Source organism: Bradyrhizobium sp. AZCC 2230, assembly GCF_036924495.1.
Taxonomy (GTDB): Bacteria; Pseudomonadota; Alphaproteobacteria; order Rhizobiales; family Xanthobacteraceae; genus Bradyrhizobium; species Bradyrhizobium rifense.
Genome location: NZ_JAZHRS010000001.1, coordinates 5,955,861 through 5,972,453 on the forward strand (window position 1 = coordinate 5,955,861; position 16,593 = coordinate 5,972,453).

General features: G+C 63.0%; 11 protein-coding genes and 1 tRNA gene. 6 read left to right on the forward strand and 6 right to left on the reverse strand.

Annotated features, from left to right (window positions below; genetic code table 11):
• Positions 1-103 precede the first annotated feature (103 nt).
• Both V1280_RS28560 and V1280_RS28565 read left to right on the forward strand, forming a co-directional pair.
• Complete coding sequence (locus V1280_RS28560; RefSeq protein WP_334532030.1) at positions 104-2,491, forward strand: hypothetical protein; 2,388 nt, start codon at positions 104-106, stop codon at positions 2,489-2,491.
• 149 nt (positions 2,492-2,640) lie between these two features.
• On the forward strand, positions 2,641-3,732 hold the full coding sequence (locus tag V1280_RS28565) for a calcium-binding protein (RefSeq protein WP_334532033.1): 1,092 nt from the start codon (positions 2,641-2,643) through the stop codon (positions 3,730-3,732).
• A gap of 147 nt (positions 3,733-3,879) precedes the next feature.
• Here the strand turns inward: V1280_RS28565 and V1280_RS28570 are convergent.
• A tRNA-Ser gene (locus V1280_RS28570) sits at positions 3,880-3,969 on the reverse strand.
• 195 nt (positions 3,970-4,164) lie between these two features.
• Between V1280_RS28570 and V1280_RS28575 the strand changes: the two genes are divergently transcribed.
• Positions 4,165-4,506, forward strand: coding sequence for a hypothetical protein (locus V1280_RS28575; protein WP_334532036.1), 342 nt, complete (start codon positions 4,165-4,167; stop codon positions 4,504-4,506).
• 170 nt (positions 4,507-4,676) lie between these two features.
• Here V1280_RS28575 and V1280_RS28580 read toward each other — a convergent pair whose 3' ends face one another.
• The 3 genes from V1280_RS28580 to V1280_RS28590 all read right to left on the reverse strand — a co-directional run bounded on the left by V1280_RS28580 (position 4,677) and on the right by V1280_RS28590 (position 8,690).
• Positions 4,677-6,140 (reverse strand): trehalose-6-phosphate synthase, encoded by a 1,464-nt coding sequence (locus V1280_RS28580; protein WP_334532039.1) that lies wholly within the window; start codon positions 6,138-6,140, stop codon positions 4,677-4,679.
• Between the two features lie 236 nt (positions 6,141-6,376).
• Positions 6,377-7,198, reverse strand: a complete 822-nt coding sequence (otsB, locus tag V1280_RS28585; RefSeq protein ID WP_334532042.1) for a trehalose-phosphatase — start codon at positions 7,196-7,198, stop codon at positions 6,377-6,379.
• A 4-nt stretch (positions 7,199-7,202) separates the two neighbouring features.
• Positions 7,203-8,690 (reverse strand): MFS transporter, encoded by a 1,488-nt coding sequence (locus V1280_RS28590; protein ID WP_334532045.1) that lies wholly within the window; start codon positions 8,688-8,690, stop codon positions 7,203-7,205.
• A gap of 129 nt (positions 8,691-8,819) precedes the next feature.
• On the opposite strand from V1280_RS28590, the gene V1280_RS28595 reads away from it, so the two are divergent.
• Complete coding sequence (locus V1280_RS28595) at positions 8,820-9,200, forward strand: DUF3175 domain-containing protein (RefSeq protein ID WP_334532048.1); 381 nt, start codon at positions 8,820-8,822, stop codon at positions 9,198-9,200.
• A 3-nt stretch (positions 9,201-9,203) separates the two neighbouring features.
• On the opposite strand, the gene V1280_RS28600 is transcribed toward V1280_RS28595, so the two are convergent.
• Together V1280_RS28600 and V1280_RS28605 are read right to left on the reverse strand one after the other, a co-directional pair.
• Positions 9,204-11,237, reverse strand: coding sequence for a methyl-accepting chemotaxis protein (locus V1280_RS28600; RefSeq protein ID WP_334532051.1), 2,034 nt, complete (start codon positions 11,235-11,237; stop codon positions 9,204-9,206).
• A gap of 148 nt (positions 11,238-11,385) precedes the next feature.
• Positions 11,386-13,425, reverse strand: a complete 2,040-nt coding sequence (locus tag V1280_RS28605) for a methyl-accepting chemotaxis protein (RefSeq protein ID WP_334532053.1) — start codon at positions 13,423-13,425, stop codon at positions 11,386-11,388.
• 241 nt (positions 13,426-13,666) lie between these two features.
• On the opposite strand from V1280_RS28605, the gene V1280_RS28610 reads away from it, so the two are divergent.
• On the forward strand, positions 13,667-14,152 hold the full coding sequence (locus V1280_RS28610) for a (2Fe-2S)-binding protein (RefSeq protein ID WP_334532055.1): 486 nt from the start codon (positions 13,667-13,669) through the stop codon (positions 14,150-14,152).
• Between the two features lie 85 nt (positions 14,153-14,237).
• Positions 14,238-16,580: a xanthine dehydrogenase family protein molybdopterin-binding subunit gene (locus V1280_RS28615; RefSeq protein ID WP_334532058.1), complete on the forward strand. Its 2,343-nt coding sequence runs from the start codon at positions 14,238-14,240 to the stop codon at positions 16,578-16,580.
• The last annotated feature ends 13 nt before the right edge of the window (positions 16,581-16,593 follow it).

The following is a 16,593-nucleotide window of genomic DNA, read 5'->3' on the forward strand; positions in this document are numbered from 1 at the left end:
CTTGACAGGCATTCTCAGCCATCGCAGTTTTAGGTTGAATAACCCATCGAATGATTTTGCTTTGCTCGTTTGACTTTCCAGGCACCGAACGCGGAGCATTCATATGACGGTTATTCCTCCCGCCAGTGGCGTGACGATCCACAACGGCGACACGATGGCTGTCAGTTACGGCGCTTCGGTCGATAGCACGACGATCGAAACTGGCGGCTTGCAGACGGTCGGCGGGTCTTTTTCAACAAGCACGGCAACCCACACTGTCATCGCTGGCGGGGAACAGGACGTTATCCTTGATGGCGTCGCCAGCTACACGACTATCAACCAGGGCGGAATCCAGCGCGTAACTGGCGAATTTGTCCATGAAGGCCCAACACCCGGCGAGGTTGATCACACCACGATCAATGGCGGCGGCGAGCAGGACATCGACACGGGCATCGCAACGACGACGACGGTCAATTCCGGCGGCGTGCAGAATGTGACGAATGGTGGCAGCGCCAGCGGCACGATTGTCAATTCCGGCGGTATCCTCAAAGTTTCGGGTGAAACTGTAGAAACGGCGCCCGTGTATCCGCCGCCGGTTATCCAAAGCGTGGCGACCGCGGCAACCATCAACTACCAAGGCGAATTCGACGTCACCGGCGGCGGGACTGCAGTGAACGCCATCGTCAATGGCGGCGTCATGACCGTCTCGGGATCGATACCGGATCCGTTCGCCAACGTCCCCGGCCAGCCGGCCGTCGACGCCAGCACGGCGACCGGCACCACCGTCGAAGGCTTTTTTGGAACTTTAACGGTGTCGGCTGGGGCGTTGGTATCCGGGACAATAGTCCAAGACTCCGGCACGTTAAATGTGGGTGCAGGTGGCACAGCAACCGGCACGACAGTCACTGACGCAACAGTGAAACTGACGGCCGGCGCGACAGCGACCAACACGACCGTCAATCACTATGGCGTTCTTATCGTGCTTGGTAACGCCAATTTTTCGGGGACAGTCTTCAACGCCGGCAGCACTCTACAGATCGGCGACGGCACGATCGAAAACGGATTTACTGTTGCTCAGAGCGTGACGCTGGCCGTTCTGGACGGCGGTATCCTCAAGAACAGCATTGTTTCCGCAGGCGGTACGCTCATTGTTGAAGTTGGCGCGACGCTGTCCAATACGACCTTCCAGAGTGGCGCAACGTTCATTGCCGACTATGGCTACACCGAAAACGGCTTCACCGTATCGAACGGCATCGTGTTTAAGGTGTACGGCACAGCCACGAACACGACGATATCAGCGGGTGGCCAGCAAATCGTAGGTCTCGCCGACTTGGGCGGCGCCGCCAGCAACACCGTTATCAACGGCGGCGAACAGGATGTCGGGCTTGCCTCCACCGCGAGCTACACCACGATCAACATGGGCGGCGTTCAGCGTGTCACCGGCATTTATATGCACGATATGCCGGGTCCGGGACTGGCGGATCACACCACTGTCAACGGCGGCGAGCAGGACGTCGACACTGGCTACGTGACGTCAACCACCGTCAACGCCGGCGGTGTCCAGAATCTCACCAATGGGGGCTTTGCCGGCGGCACCATCGTTAAATCTGGCGGAGTCATCAATGCTTCGGGAGAGACGATCTATTATCCTCCGGGAGGCCCATACGGTGCCGTCATCAGAAGCGAAGTCGATTCGGCCGTTGTCGGCATCGGCGGCCAGTTGCACCTGACCGGGGCGGGGATCGCCAAGAGCGCCACCATCAATGGTGGCGTGATGACGGTTTCGGGATCCATTGCGGACCCGACGAACAACCCAGGCGTACCGGCGGTCGACGCCAGCGCGGCGAGCGGAACAATCCTCAATTCAGGAAGCCTCTCGGTCTCCAACAGCGGCATCGTCACCTCTACGACTCTGAACGGCGGCACACTTGATGTGCTCGATCAGGGCACCGCGAACGCGTCGACAATTCATCTTGGCGCGATCGAACTCGTCGAAGCGGGTGGCATTGTCGGCGCGACCACGATCGGCGGCGGTACTCTTGATCTCAAGGCGGGCGCGGTGTCCGACAACGCGATCACCTTCTCCGGCCAAGGCACACTTAAGATCGAGCAGAAGCTGACTTCGGGCTCATCAACCTTTGCAAGCCAGGTCAAGGGCATCTCGCTCGGCGACCAGATTGATCTTTCCGGGCTGTCCTATACCAGCGGCGCAACGGCGACTGTATCCGGCTCGAAGCTCACGGTCAGCAACGGTACGGCCAGCGAGACTTTCACACTGGCGGATACTTCGGTTACGCGTTTCGGCATCACGAAAGACGGCTCCGGCGGCATTCTGCTGACAGCCGCGGCGCTGCCTCCATCGCTGGCGCCATATCGGGACAAACGACCAGCAACGAAGCGGCGATCAATCCATTCGCGACTGTCACGATCACAGATCCAAACGCAGCAGCAACGAATAGCCTCATCATCACGCTCGCGGGTGCGGCCGGCATTCTGTCCGGGACAGGACTGATCTCGCTTGGAAACGGAATCTACGAACTTGCAGCGACCAGCGCTGACAAGCTGACCGCCGAACTGCACGCCCTCACCTTTGTGGCCTCGCCGCACGGAGACGGCAGCGCAGCGACCACATTCACGCTGAGCGACACCAGCAGTGTGGGCTTGACGGTCAGCGACGCCCATACGTCCGTCATAGACACGCATCAAGCCGGTCCCACGATGATCAACGGCCCGGCATCCGGTTATGCGACCATTGAGGGCACGACGGGCAACGACATCATCCATGCCTATGGCATGTTCAATATCATCCACAGCAACGGCGGCAACGACACGATCTACGCCGGGCTATACGGCACGGTCGATGTGCCGAGCGGCGACAGCACCGTCCATCTGGAGGGGTTCGGCAACCGCGTAACCGGCGGCGACGGCAATATCACGGTAACGGGATCGACTGGCACCACCATGATGACGCTCGGCAATGGCAACGACACCATCGACGCCGGCGGATACGGGAACATCATCACGCTGGGCAACGGCAACAATATTGTCCATCCGGGTGACGGCGCGAGCACAACGACGGCTGGCAACGGCAACAACCAGGTCACGCTCTCGGGATTTGGCAACACGGTCGTGCTTGGAAATGGCAACGATCTCGTCACGGGCGGAGGCGGCGCCAACAGTGTCACTCTCGGCGATGGCAACAACACCGTGAATCTCGGCGGGATGGTCAACCAGATCACCGTCGGCTCGGGAACAAACACGATCATCGCCGGCAACGGAGCGGATAACGTCGTTGCCGGCGCTGGCCACGATACGATCACACTTGGCGGAGTCGCCAATCACGTGGTGCTCAACGGGTCCACGGCAAATGCGACAAACCAGATTGGCCTGGACGTCATGACGGCCAATGGCGGATCAGACCAGTTCAACTTTGTCGGGTTCGGCAATCAGGCGATCATCAATGGCGCTGCCCATGTCAACATCAGTGATCACAGCACGGGTCTGACCGTCACTGTCAACTCCAGCAACCAAATCGACACGATCTCCGGATTTGGAAACGACCCGCTCAGCGTCATCGATCTTGGGAACGGCGCAGGCAATTACCACTCCGTCGCCGACATTATGAGCGCGCTGAGAAGCGATGGGCATGGCGGGACCCTGCTCGCCCTGGGCAGTGCTCCGAGCGCAGGGTCTCTCGATTTCATCGACACCGCGATCAGCCAATTGCACGCATCGAACTTTGTGATCGTGTAGAGCCAGGCTTGTTTGCAACGGGCTTTACGAAAGTCAGGCTCGCTCGCATGATCGAAAGCTTGGCAGACCGGCCAGAGGCGTTCTCCAACGCGCGAAAGCGTTGAACCTTGGCCTGTCCACATCGAAGTGCGAATGACCTTGGTTGGCTGGCGGAGAGAGTGGGATTCGAACCCACGGTACGGTTTCCCGCACACACGCTTTCCAAGCGTGCGCCTTAAGCCACTCGGCCATCTCTCCGGAGCGCCTTCTCTTGAAGGGGAGCCGGCGATTTTGCAAGGGATCGCGGATAAATCAGGTGAATTTTCCGCAACATGTTGTATTTGCGGGGGAATATCTCGCATCACAAGACCGCCCGGAACCCACCTCAGGCTGAACCCGTCGCGGGTTTGGCGCGACGATTCACTCGAGGACGCCAAACACGACCGGGACGCCATGACCATCTGCAAAACCATTGCCGCACTGAGCCTGATCCTGGTCCTTGGCGCCGCCTTGACAGCGTCGGCCAACGCACAGGCCTGCACCCGTCAGGGCGTCGATGTGACCTGCGACGATGGACGGCGCGGGGTGCTTTCGGGCGATGCCATCCTCTGGCCGGACGGGACCCGCTCCAGCTCGACCCCGCATCAGAGCGTGATCATCGGCAACAAAAGCTCGGTGCACGTCGGGCCCGGCGTGTTCGTCGGCCAGGGCAAGGGCATGGTGCCAATGGACGATCCGAACGCGCCGAACAAGCGGCAATGCGCGATTCTGGATGGCGTGTCGTATTGTTATTGAGGCCTTCTTCCTTCTCCCCTTGCGGGAGAAGGTGGCGCGAAGCGCCGGATGAGGGGTTACATCAGCGAGTCTTACTGCGAGAGGCTCACGCGTTGGGAGACCCCCTCACCCGTCTCGCCGCTACGCGGCGAGCCACCCTCTCCCGCAAGGGGGAGGGGAAGAGCATCGCACTAGATCAACCGCACACCCGATATCGCCGACTTCAGCCAGCGCAGCGCCTGCGGCGGCTGCGCCGCGAGCGGGGCGGCCGCGACTTTCTCGATGCGGCACTTCTCCAGCGCGGCGACGAAATCCGACGACCATTGCTGGATGGTGTGGCCGCGCAGCGTCTTCATCATCGCGTCCCAGCGCATCTTGCGCTCGGTGAGCGGCATCGCGGCGGCGACCGCGATGGCGCGAGCCATGCCGTCGATGTCGTGCGGATTGACCAGCAGCGCGGTCTCGAGCTCGTTGGCGGCACCTGCGAACTTCGACAGCACCAGCACGCCGGGGTCGGCCGGGTTTTGCGCGGCGACATATTCCTTGGCGACGAGGTTCATGCCGTCATGCAGCGGCGTCACCACGCCGACCTGCGCGGTGCGATAGAGGCCCGCCAGCACGGCCTGGCTAAAGCCCTTGTTGAGATAGCGGATCGGCGTCCAGTCGACCTCGCCATGGCGGCCGTTGACGTCGGTGACGAGGCGCGCGACTTCGTTCTGGAGATTGCCATACGCTTCGATCGCGCCACGCGACGGGTTGGCGATCTGCAGCAGCGAGATGCTGCGCGCAAATTGCGGCTGATCGGTCCAGAGCCGATCGAACGCGCTGATCCGATTGACGAGACCCTTCGAATAATCAAGCCGGTCGACGCCGATCGCGAGCCGCTCGCCGTTTAGGCTGCGGCGCAGGCGGGAGACGTCCGGGTGCGAGACCGACTTCGCGGCATAGGCCGCGAACTTCTCCGCGTCGATGCCGATCGGAAACACTTCGCAGCGCGTCCGGCCGTGCTGCGAGAGCACCACGCCGTCCTCGACAATGAGGCCGAGCTCGCCGTCGGCATAGCCGAGGAAATTCTGACAATCCACCTCGGTCTGGAAACCGAGCAGGTCATAAGCCAGCATCGCCGTGATCAGCTCGCGATGATTGGGCACGCCCTGCATCACCGCCGAGACCGGCCACGGCGTGTGCAGGAAGAAGCCGATGGGATCATCGACGCCGAGATCGCGCAGCTCCGCACCGAGCGCGAAGAAATGATAATCCTGCACCCAGAACGCGGTCTGGGCTTTGCGGAAGCGCATCAAGGCACGCGCCATGAACGCGTTGACCTCGCGATAGCTGACATAGTCGTCGCGCGAGACGCGGATCAAATCGCTGCGCGAATGCAGCGCCGGCCACAGTGCCGAATTGGCGAAGCCTTCATAGTAGCCGCCATAGTGCGCTGCCGGCAGATCCAGCGTCGCAATCGCGCCAGTTCCCAACGCCTCGATCTCGGCGAAAGGTTCCTTCTGATGGCCGTCACGCACGCGCCCGGAGGAACCCACCCAGATGGCACCCGAATGCTCCACGACCGGAAGCAATGCCGCAGCGAGGCCGCCCGTCATGGGCTCGTTGGGTTTACCGCGCGCAACTCGATTCGAAACGACGACTAAGTTCACAGGTCGTCCCCTCCTGTTCATTCCACGCTGTTTAACTGATGTTCATCAATATGGTTCCTGTCATCATTTCTACGAAATGAAACCAAAGTCAGGCGCGCGCGTTGGAACCAGTTTTCTTTGCGGGAACCCGGCGTTTTCACTCAGGAAAGAGGGTCTTGGCGTGAAATTCACGCAGCATAGGTTACGCGCGCAATGGAATTGCGCGCGTGATAATGTGGCTCTGCGATGACGGCGCCTTATTCCAGCCTTGTGTCGTCGAGCAGGCGCGCAAGGAACACACGCACATCTTTCGGCGCATCGAAGTGACCGTTGACGCCGATGGCGCGACGGCCGACCGAGAAGGAGAGCCCGTTCATATCGGGCATGATCGCGAACACGGTCTCGTCGGTAACGTCGTCGCCGATGAAGATCGGGCGGCGTCCCCTAAAGGGCTCGCGCTTCATCAACTCGCGCACGCCGGTCGCCTTGGTGAAACCGGAATGCTTGATCTCGCAGACGAACTTGCCGGGCAGCACCTCGATCGGCGCATTGGGCAGATCTGCGCGGATCAGCGAGACGGCTTCATAGATCGCCTTCTCGGCATGCGGCGCGAGGCGGTAATGCAGCGCCAGCGAATAGCCCTTGTCCTCGAGCAGAATGCCGGGACTGAGTTTTGCGATCGCGGCCAGCCGCCGCTTCAGCTCCTTGTCCATCGGCGGGGCGTGCACATCGTCGGCTTCGTTGTCCATCGACAACCGCATCTCCGCGCCGTGACCGGCGACGGCGCGAAACACATCCGGCGCAAAGATCAGGTCGATGTCGTTGAGCGAACGGCCGCTGACCATCGCCAGCGCGCCCGCGGTGCGCTCCGTCAGCCGGTTGAGCGTTTCCGACAAGCCCGGCGGCACCCACACCTCGCGCGGCGTCGGCATCAAATCGAGCAGCGTGCCGTCGATGTCGAGCAGGATCGCGGTCTCGCCGAGATGCGGCACGAGTGCATGCGGCACCGGCACGGCGTCGGGCGCTTCTTCATCTGGCATGGCGTGGTTCTGATCCAGTTCAGCGAGTTCCGATTTCATAAGTCTACTCCATAGAAGCCAGCGGCCGCGCGATTTCTTCGAGCGATTTGCGTTCCGCGGAAATGGCGTAGCGCCACGCCACGATCGCAGCCGCGATCATCAGGGCAGCTCCCAGCAAATAACCGGCGAACACGCTGTTGCGTGATCCCGTGTCGATCAGCACGCCGAACAGCGCGGGGCCAGCCACCCCGCCGATGCCGGTGCCGATGGCGTAAAACACTGCGATCGCCAGCGCGCGAACCTCGAGCGGAAAGGTTTCGCTGACGGTGAGATAGGCGGCGCTCGCCGCAGGCGAGGCAAAGAAGAAGATCACCATCCAGGCGATGGTCTGCCCCTGCGCGCTGAGCGCACCGATCGAGAACAGATAGCCTGACACCGCCAGCAACAGGCCGGAGACACCATAGGTGAACATGATCATGGTGCGGCGGCCGAGCGTGTCGAACAGACGGCCGAGCAGCAGTGGACCGAGGAAGTTTCCGGCCGCGAACGGCAGCAGGTACCAGCCGACATGATCGGCGCTTATGCCGTAGAAGTCAGTCAGCACCAGTGCAAAAGTGAAGAAGATCGCGTTGTAGAAGAAGGCCTGCGCGACCATCAGCACCAGGCCGACCAGCGAACGCTGGCGATAGGTGACGAACAGCGTGTGCACGACCTCGTTGATCGGGGTGTGATCGCGCATCTTCAGCCGCATCTTGGCGAAGCGTCGATCGCTCGCATTTTGATCATGCCCGATCACCGAACGCTCGATGTCGTCGACGATCTTGTGGGCCTGGTCCGGGCGGCCATGGATCATCAGCCAGCGCGGGCTTTCCGGAATCCACATCCGCATCAAGAGCACGACGAGACCGAGGGTCGCGCCGATGAGATAGGCCAGACGCCAGCCGAGATCGGGACCGATCAATGCTGGGTCAAGCAGCACGATGGCGGCAACCGCGCCCATCGCCGCGCCAATCCAGAAACTGCCGTTGATGACGAGATCAGTCCAGCCGCGGTAGCGCGCCGGCACCAGCTCCTGGATTGTCGAGTTGATCGCGGTGTATTCGCCGCCGATGCCGGCGCCGGTCAGGAAGCGGAACAGCGCGTAGCTTGCGATATTCCACGACAGCGCGGTCGCGGCCGTCGCGGAGAGGTAGAGCGCGAGCGTGATGAAGAACAGTTTTTTCCGGCCGATACGATCGGTCAGCCAGCCGAAGCCGAGCGCGCCGAGCACGGCGCCCGCGAGGTAAGCCGAGTTGGCAACGCCGAGATCGAGGTTGGAGAAGTGCAATGTCGGACTCTGCTTCAGCGCACCCGAGAGCGCGCCGGCTAACGTCACCTCGAGCCCGTCGAGGATCCAGGTGATCCCAAGCGCCAGCACCACACGGGTGTGAAAGCCGCTCCAGGGCAGCGCGTCGAGCCGTGCGGGAATGCTGGTCTCGACGATGCGATCGGTCACGGCCGCCGTCGAGACTGCAGGTCCATCATTCAGCGCTGGGCTCTGCTGCAATTCCATCGCGTTGCTGGGTCACGGGGGTGCGGCATTTCACCTGCCACCTGCGACAACGTCTGCGGCAAGGGCAGGTTCCCATGGGAACGCGGTCGAACGCCGGCCGTTTCCGCTGGAGCCGCAAGGAGTTGACGCATGGCTCATGTCAGAAAGACGACACATTCACGCAAAACGGCCGCACGCAAGAAGACCAGCACGAGACGCTCAACCGCGCGCAAGAGCGCCAAGCGCGCCAAGCGCGCCGCGCCAAAACGCTGGTCACGGCGCGTGACAAAGGAAAGCGACGCGCTCGATCTCAAGCGCGGCGTGTTCACGCTCACGAGCCCGAAGCGGATCGCGGCCTCGCTGAAGCGTTCCGCCGAGCACAGCACCCGCCGCAAGACCGGAGCCTATCGCTCGGCGCTATCGATGTTGACCTTCTATATCAACCGCGCCGGCAAGACGTTGCCGAAGGCACAGCGCGAACGGCTCGAGAAGGCGAAGGTGGAGCTGAAGCGGGCGTTTGGGAGAGAATAGTCCTTACGCCGCCCGGATATTCGCCATGAAGCGATCGAGCTCGGCGCGCAGGCGGGTGCTTTCGGACGATAGCGTCTTCGCCGAGTTCAACACCTCTTCCGACGCCGAGCCGGTCTCGGCGGCACCGCGGTTGACCTGGCCGATATCGGTCGCGGCAGTCTGGGTACCTTGCGCGACGGTCTGGACGCTGCGGGCGATCTCCTGCGTCGCGGCGCCCTGCTGCTCGACGGCACTCGCAATCGAGGTCGAGATCGACGAGATTTGGCCGATGGTGGCGCCGATCTCCTTGATCGCGGTGACCGATTCGGCGGTGGCGCCCTGCATGCCGGTGATGTGCGAGGAAATCTCGTCGGTGGCTTTCGCCGTCTGGCTCGCCAGCGACTTCACTTCGCTCGCGACCACCGCGAAGCCGCGGCCGGCTTCGCCGGCACGGGCCGCCTCAATCGTAGCATTGAGCGCGAGTAGATTGGTCTGCTCTGCGATCGCCGTGATCAGCTTGACGACTTCGCCGATCTGCTGGGCCGCGTGCGAGAGTTTTCCGATGCGGCCGTCGGTCTCCCTGGCCTGCACCACTGCAGCTTCGGCGATGCGGCTGGAGTCGCGGACCTGACGGCCGATCTCTTCGACCGAAGCCGATAGCTCTTCCGTCGCGGTTGCGACCGACTGCATATTGCTGGATGCCTGCTCGGAGACGCCGGCGACCTGGCTCGACAGAGCCTGCGTGGTCTCAGCGGTACGGGTCAGCGTAGAGGCCGAGGATTCGAGCTGCACGGCGGAGGCCGAGACGTTCGACACGATGGCGCCAACCGCGCTCTCGAAATCATCGGCAAAGCGGATCAGCTCGCCGCGGCGACTCGCTGCCTGCTCCCTGTTCTGGGCTTCGCTGGCGGCGGCATCGCGCTCGGCCTTGGCGACGGCCTGAACCTTGAACTCCTCGACCGCGCCGGCCATTTCGCCGATCTCGTCCCGGCGGCCGAGGCCCGGCAGCACGACGTCGAAATTGCCCGAGGCGAGCTCGCGCATCGCCTTGCACATCGCGATCATCGGCCGCGAGATGCCATTGCCGAGCATCAGGGCCAGCACGGCGCCGATGGCAAGACCACCCAGCGCCAGCATCAGCATCAGCCGCTCGGTTTCCCCGATCGTCACATTGGCGCTCGCCTCGATCCGCTGCTGATCGGCCGACAGGTCCGACCGCAACTCGCCCGAGAGCTTGAGAATGGACGCAGCCGTCTTGGTCATCTCGCCGTTCGACTTGACGATGATCTTCACGTTGTCAGAGAGCTTCGCAAACGACGTGCGGTACTGCTTCAGCAGACCGCTGATCTCGGTGACGCGGTCGGTGATCTTCTGGTCGTTGGCGTAGATCGAGACCAGCAGTGTCTCCAGGAACTTGATGCGGGCGACCACGCCGTCGGCGGTCTTCGGCTCCGGCTTGGCGACGAAGGCGCTAACCGAGGTGGAGACCGCGAGATATTGCGAGGTGATGTCCTTGGCCGTGGTCTGGACCGATGCGAGCCCGGCGAGCGCCGCGGTATCGGCGAGGTCGTCGAACTTGAAGCGGATCTTGTTGCCGACGCTGTTCAGCTCATCGGTCGCGATCTTGTTGTTCTCGCGCGTCAGCGTGATGATCTCGCCGAAAACCTTTGCGAAGCGCTGGAAATCGGCCTCGAGCTTGCCGACCTGCTCGCGGCGCGCCGCGCCTGTCGTGGCAGACATCGACTTGGCGATCGCCGCCTTCAGATTCTCTTCGGCCGCCTTGGCCGCGGTTTCGTCGTCCGCGGCGCCGGTCAGCGTGTAGGCCCGGGTCAGCCCCTGATAGCTGATCAATTCGCGATCGATGGTCCGCGCCAGGTCGGCTTCCGCCACGCTGGTCCGGTAGGACGCGACGGCGCCCGCGATTCGCTCGAAGCCGAAATAGGCAAATGCCATGCTGACGGCGAGGATGGCCAGCACCGCCACGAAGCCGAGGATGATTTTTGCACGAAAACGCAAGGTGAAGAGCTTCGACGAGCTCGGCTTCGACTTCACGGACATTCCCCCACCCCATTCCATTCGCGGAAAACCAGGCGCAGCCGGGAAGCAGCCCGCTCCCCGACTCGAATGCACGGTAAATGGCAAAGGATAAGCTGCGGTAAATTTACCGCGTCGCAACTTGCGGTTAGGTGACGCGGGGTGGCCGCCCCTACGCCGCCCGGATATTCGCCATGAACCGATCGAGCTCGGCGCGCAGGCGGGTGCTTTCGCTCGATAGCGTCTTCGCCGAATTCAGCACTTCTTCCGAGGCCGAGCCGGTTTCGGCGGCGCCACGGTTGACCTGGCCGATATCGGTGGCGGCGGTCTGGGTACCTTGCGCGACGTTCTGGACGCTGCGGGCGATCTCCTGGGTCGCCGCGCCCTGCTCTTCCACCGCGCTGGCGATGGAGGTCGAGATCGACGAAATCTTACCGATGGTCGCTCCGATCTCCTTGATGGCGGCGACGGATTCGGCCGTGGCGCCCTGCATGCCCGTAATGTGCGAGGAAATCTCGTCGGTGGCTTTCGCCGTCTGGCTCGCCAGCGACTTCACTTCGCTCGCAACCACCGCAAAGCCGCGGCCGGCTTCGCCGGCACGGGCTGCCTCGATGGTGGCGTTCAGCGCGAGAAGGTTGGTCTGTTCGGCGATCGCCGTGATCAGCTTGACGACTTCGCCGATCTGCTGGGCGGCATGCGACAGTTTTCCGATGCGGCCGTCGGTCTCCCTGGCCTGCACCACGGCGGCTTCGGCGATCCGGCTGGAATCGCGAACCTGGCGGCCGATTTCCTCGACCGAGGCCGAGAGCTCCTCCGTCGCGGTCGCGACCGACTGCATGTTGCTGGAGGCCTGCTCGGAAACGCCGGCGACCTGGCTCGAGAGGGTCTGCGTGGTCTCTGCAGTCCGGGTCAGCGTGGACGCCGAGGATTCGAGCTGCACGGCGGAGGCCGAGACGTTCGACACAATGGCACCGACGGCGCTCTCGAAATCATCGGCAAAACGAATCAGCTCGGAGCGGCGGCTTGCAGCCAGTTCCTTGTTCTGGGCTTCGCTGGCAGCGGCGTCGCGTTCGGCTTTCGCCACGGCCTGAACCTTGAACTCCTCGACCGCGCCGGCCATCTCGCCGATCTCGTCCCTGCGGCCAAGACCGGGCAGCACGACGTCGAAATTGCCCGAGGCAAGCTCGCGCATCGCCTTGCACATCGCGATCATCGGCCGCGAGATGCCGGTACCGAGCAGAAAGGCGAGCACCGCGCCGAGCAGCGTGCCGCCGACGGCGAGCATCAGCACCAGTTCCTCGGTCTTCCCGATGGTCGCTTCCGATTCCGAATCGAGCCGCTGTTGCTCGGCGACCAGATCCGCCTTCATGGCAGTGGCGCCGCGCAGGATCGCGCCCGCCGAGCCGCTCATCTCGGTGACGAGATCATCGACCATCTTGGCGTTGGCGATCAGCTTCTCAAGCGCTTCGCGATAGGCGACAAGGATGGTCTTGGCATCCTTCAGGCCGGCGACGATCTTGTCGTCCATGGAATAGACCGCGCCGAGCGAGTTCTCGACGAATTTCAGCCGGGCCAGCGCACTGGTCGCGATCGCCTGGTCTGACGTCAGCACGAAATTGGTCGCCGCCGCGCTTGCGGTCTGGAACTGGGCGTTGACCTGCTTGGTGCCGAACTCGATGGCCTGCGCCTCGGAATCGGAGGCGTTATTGCCGATATCGTCGAGCTTGTATTTCAGCAGATTGGCCTGGCGCGAGAGCTGGTTCTGCACCAGCAGCGTGCTGTCACGCTTGGCCTGGAGGACCTTGGCGAAAGTCGCGGAGAAATTCGCAAACTCCTTGGCGAGCTTGTCGAGGCTGTCCTGCCGCGCCGGTGTCTTGGCGCTCTTGACGGCCTGATCGATGGCGCTCTTCAGGCTGGCTTCGGCGTCGAGCGCCGCCTTGGCATCATCTTCCTTGCCGGTGACGACGAAATATTTGACGGCCGAACGGTAGCCGAGCAGCTCGCGGTCGATGTTCCGGGCGAGATCGGCCTCCGAGACGCTCGAGCGATAGGACCCGACGCCCAGCGAGACCCGCTCGAAGCCGAAATAGGCGAACGCCATGCTGCCGGCGGAGATCACCAGCACGGCGGCAAAGCCGAGGATGATCTTGGCGCGGAACCGGAGGGTCGGAAATATGCTGCGCTTGGACGGCGACGCGGTACGCCCGGACATTCCAACCCCCATTTTCTATTCAGCCGACGTCTGGAGGCGCCCCGCCCCCAGACCCGGATGCGCAAAACTAGGGCAGAATGAATAAAGGGCGGTAAATTCGGCACGCCTCGCGCAATCCAAGGCTTCGTCGGCCAGAGGCCGACCCCCACAGGACCGGGGCGACCAAAATCCTAGTTGCCAAGTCCGGGGACCGAGGTCTCTAATTAGAAACAATCAAAATCAATCCCGGGAGGTACTTTCTGTGTCTACAGTCAAACTGACGGTGAACGGCAAGGCCGTTTCTGTCGACGTCGAGGACCGGACGCTGCTGGTCCAGCTCCTGCGCGAGAACCTCAACCTCACCGGAACTCATGTCGGCTGCGACACCAGCCAGTGCGGCGCCTGCGTCGTGCACATGGACGGCAAGGCGGTGAAATCCTGCACCATGCTGGCGGGACAGGCCGACGGCGCCAACGTCACGACCATCGAAGGCATCGCCAAGGGCGACGAACTGCACCCGATGCAGGCCGCCTTCCGCGACAATCACGGCCTGCAGTGCGGCTATTGCACGCCGGGCATGATCATGTCGGCAATCGACATTGTGCACCGCCATGGTGGCGGCCTCGACGAGGCCACCGTCCGCCAGGAGCTGGAAGGCAACATCTGCCGCTGCACCGGCTACCACAACATCGTCAAAGCCGTGCTGGATGCAGCCGGACGCATGAAGGTCTCGCAGGCGGCCGAGTAAAGCGGCTCGCCTCGAAAAAAAGAACCACCGCTGCGGCTTTCGAGGGAAAGCGCAGTCAAAACAATTCCGGTCGGGAGGACCAGACATGGGTGTTGAAGGCATCGGCGCGCGCGTCGTGCGCAAGGAAGACAAGCGTTTCATTACCGGCAAGGGCCGGTACGTTGACGACATCAAATTGCTGGGCATGACCCACGCCCATTTCATCCGGAGCCCGCACGCGCACGCCAAGGTGAAGAAGATCGATTCTTCCGCCGCGCTGAAGATGCCGGGCGTGGTCGCGGTGCTCACCGGACAAGAGCTGGTCGACGACAAGGTCGGCAACCTGATCTGCGGCTGGGCCATCACCTCCAAGGACGGCACCCCGATGAAAATGGGCGCATGGCCGGCAATGGCGCCGGAGACCGTGCGCTTCGTCGGTCAGGCCGTCGCGGTCGTGATCGCCGATAGCAAGAATCTGGCGCGCGACGCAGCCGAATCCGTGGTCGTGGACTATGAAGAGCTCCCGGCCGTCGCCGACATGCAGTCAGCCATCAAGGCTGGCGCGCCGCAGCTACATCCCGAAGCGCCCGGCAACCAGGTCTATGACTGGGTGATCGGCGACGAGGGCGCAACCGATGCCGCCTTCGCCAAGGCCGCCAATGTCGTGAAGCTCGACGTCACCAACAACCGCCTCGCCCCGAACGCGATGGAGCCGCGCGCGGCGATCGCCGACTACGACGCGGCGGAGGAGCACTTTACTCTCTATACGACCTCGCAGAACCCGCACGTCGCCCGCCTCGTGCTGTCGGCGTTCTACAACATCGCCCCCGAGCACAAGCTGCGCGTCATCGCCCCCGACGTCGGTGGCGGCTTCGGCTCAAAAATCTTCATCTATCCTGAAGAGATGGTGGCGCTGTGGGCCTCCAAGAAGGTCGGCCGCCCGGTGAAATGGACCGGCGACCGCACCGAAGCCTTCCTCACCGACGCGCATGGCCGTGACCATGTCACCCATGCCGAGATGGCGTTCGACGCCCAGAATAAGATCTTGGGCCTGAAGGTGAAGACCTACGCGAATTTCGGCGCCTACATGTCGCTGTTCTCGTCGTCGGTGCCGACCTATCTCTACGCGACGCTGCTGTCGGGCCAGTACAACATCCCGGCGATCCACGCCGAGGTGATCGGCGTCTACACCAACACCACGCCGGTCGATGCCTATCGCGGCGCCGGCCGCCCCGAGGCGAGCTACCTGGTCGAACGTCTGATGGAGACGGCGGCGCGGCAGCTGAAGGTCGATCCGGCAGCTTTGCGCCGGAGCAACTTCATCACCCAGTTCCCGCACCAGACACCCGTGATCATGGCCTATGACACCGGCGACTTTAATGCTTCGCTCGACGCCGCGATGAAGGCGATCGACTATGCCGGCTTCGCCGCCCGCAAGGCGCAAGCCAAGTCGCAAGGCAAGCTGCGCGGCATCGGCGTGTCCTGCTACATCGAAGCCTGCGGCATCGCGCCGTCGAAGGCCGTCGGCAGCCTGGGCGCCGGCGTTGGCCTGTGGGAATCGGCCGAGGTGCGCGTCAACCCGGTCGGCACCATCGAGATCCTCACGGGCTCGCACAGCCACGGCCAGGGCCACGAGACGACGTTCTGCCAGCTCGTCGCGGAACGTCTCGGCGTTCCCATCAGCCAGGTCTCGATCGTCCATGGCGACACCGACAAGGTGCAGTTCGGCATGGGCACCTACGGCTCGCGTTCGGCGGCCGTCGGTCTCACCGCGATCCTGAAGGCCATGGAGAAGATGGAGTCAAAGGCCAAGAAGATTGCCGCGCATGCGCTGGAAGCTTCCGAAGGCGACATCGTCATCGAGAACGGCGAGTTCAAGGTGGCCGGCACCGACAAGGCGATCGCCTTCCCGATGGTCGCGCTCGCGGCCTACACCGCGCACAATCTGCCCGACGGGATGGAGCCGGGTCTGAAGGAAAGCGCCTTCTACGACCCGACCAACTTCACCTTCCCGGCCGGCGCCTACATCTGCGAGCTCGAGGTCGATGCCGGCACCGGCAAGACCTCCTTCGTCAACTTCGTCGCGGCCGACGATTTCGGCCGGCTGATCAACCCGATGATCGTCGAAGGCCAGGTCCATGGCGGCCTGGCCCAGGGCATCGGGCAGGCGCTGCTCGAGCACGCCATCTACGATGCCAACGGCCAGCCGGTCACGGCCTCGTTCATGGACTACTCCATGCCACGCGCCGACGATCTCCCCTCGTTCAACCTCTCCCACACCACGACGCTGTGCCCGGGCAATCCCTTGGGCATCAAGGGTTGCGGTGAGGCCGGCGCAATCGGCGCCTCTGCGGCCGTGATCAATGCGATCACGGATGCGATCGGCAAGAACAATCTGGAAATGCCCGCAACCCCGGACCGGGTGTGGCGCACGATCCACGCGGCCTGAGAGGAGCAACAAG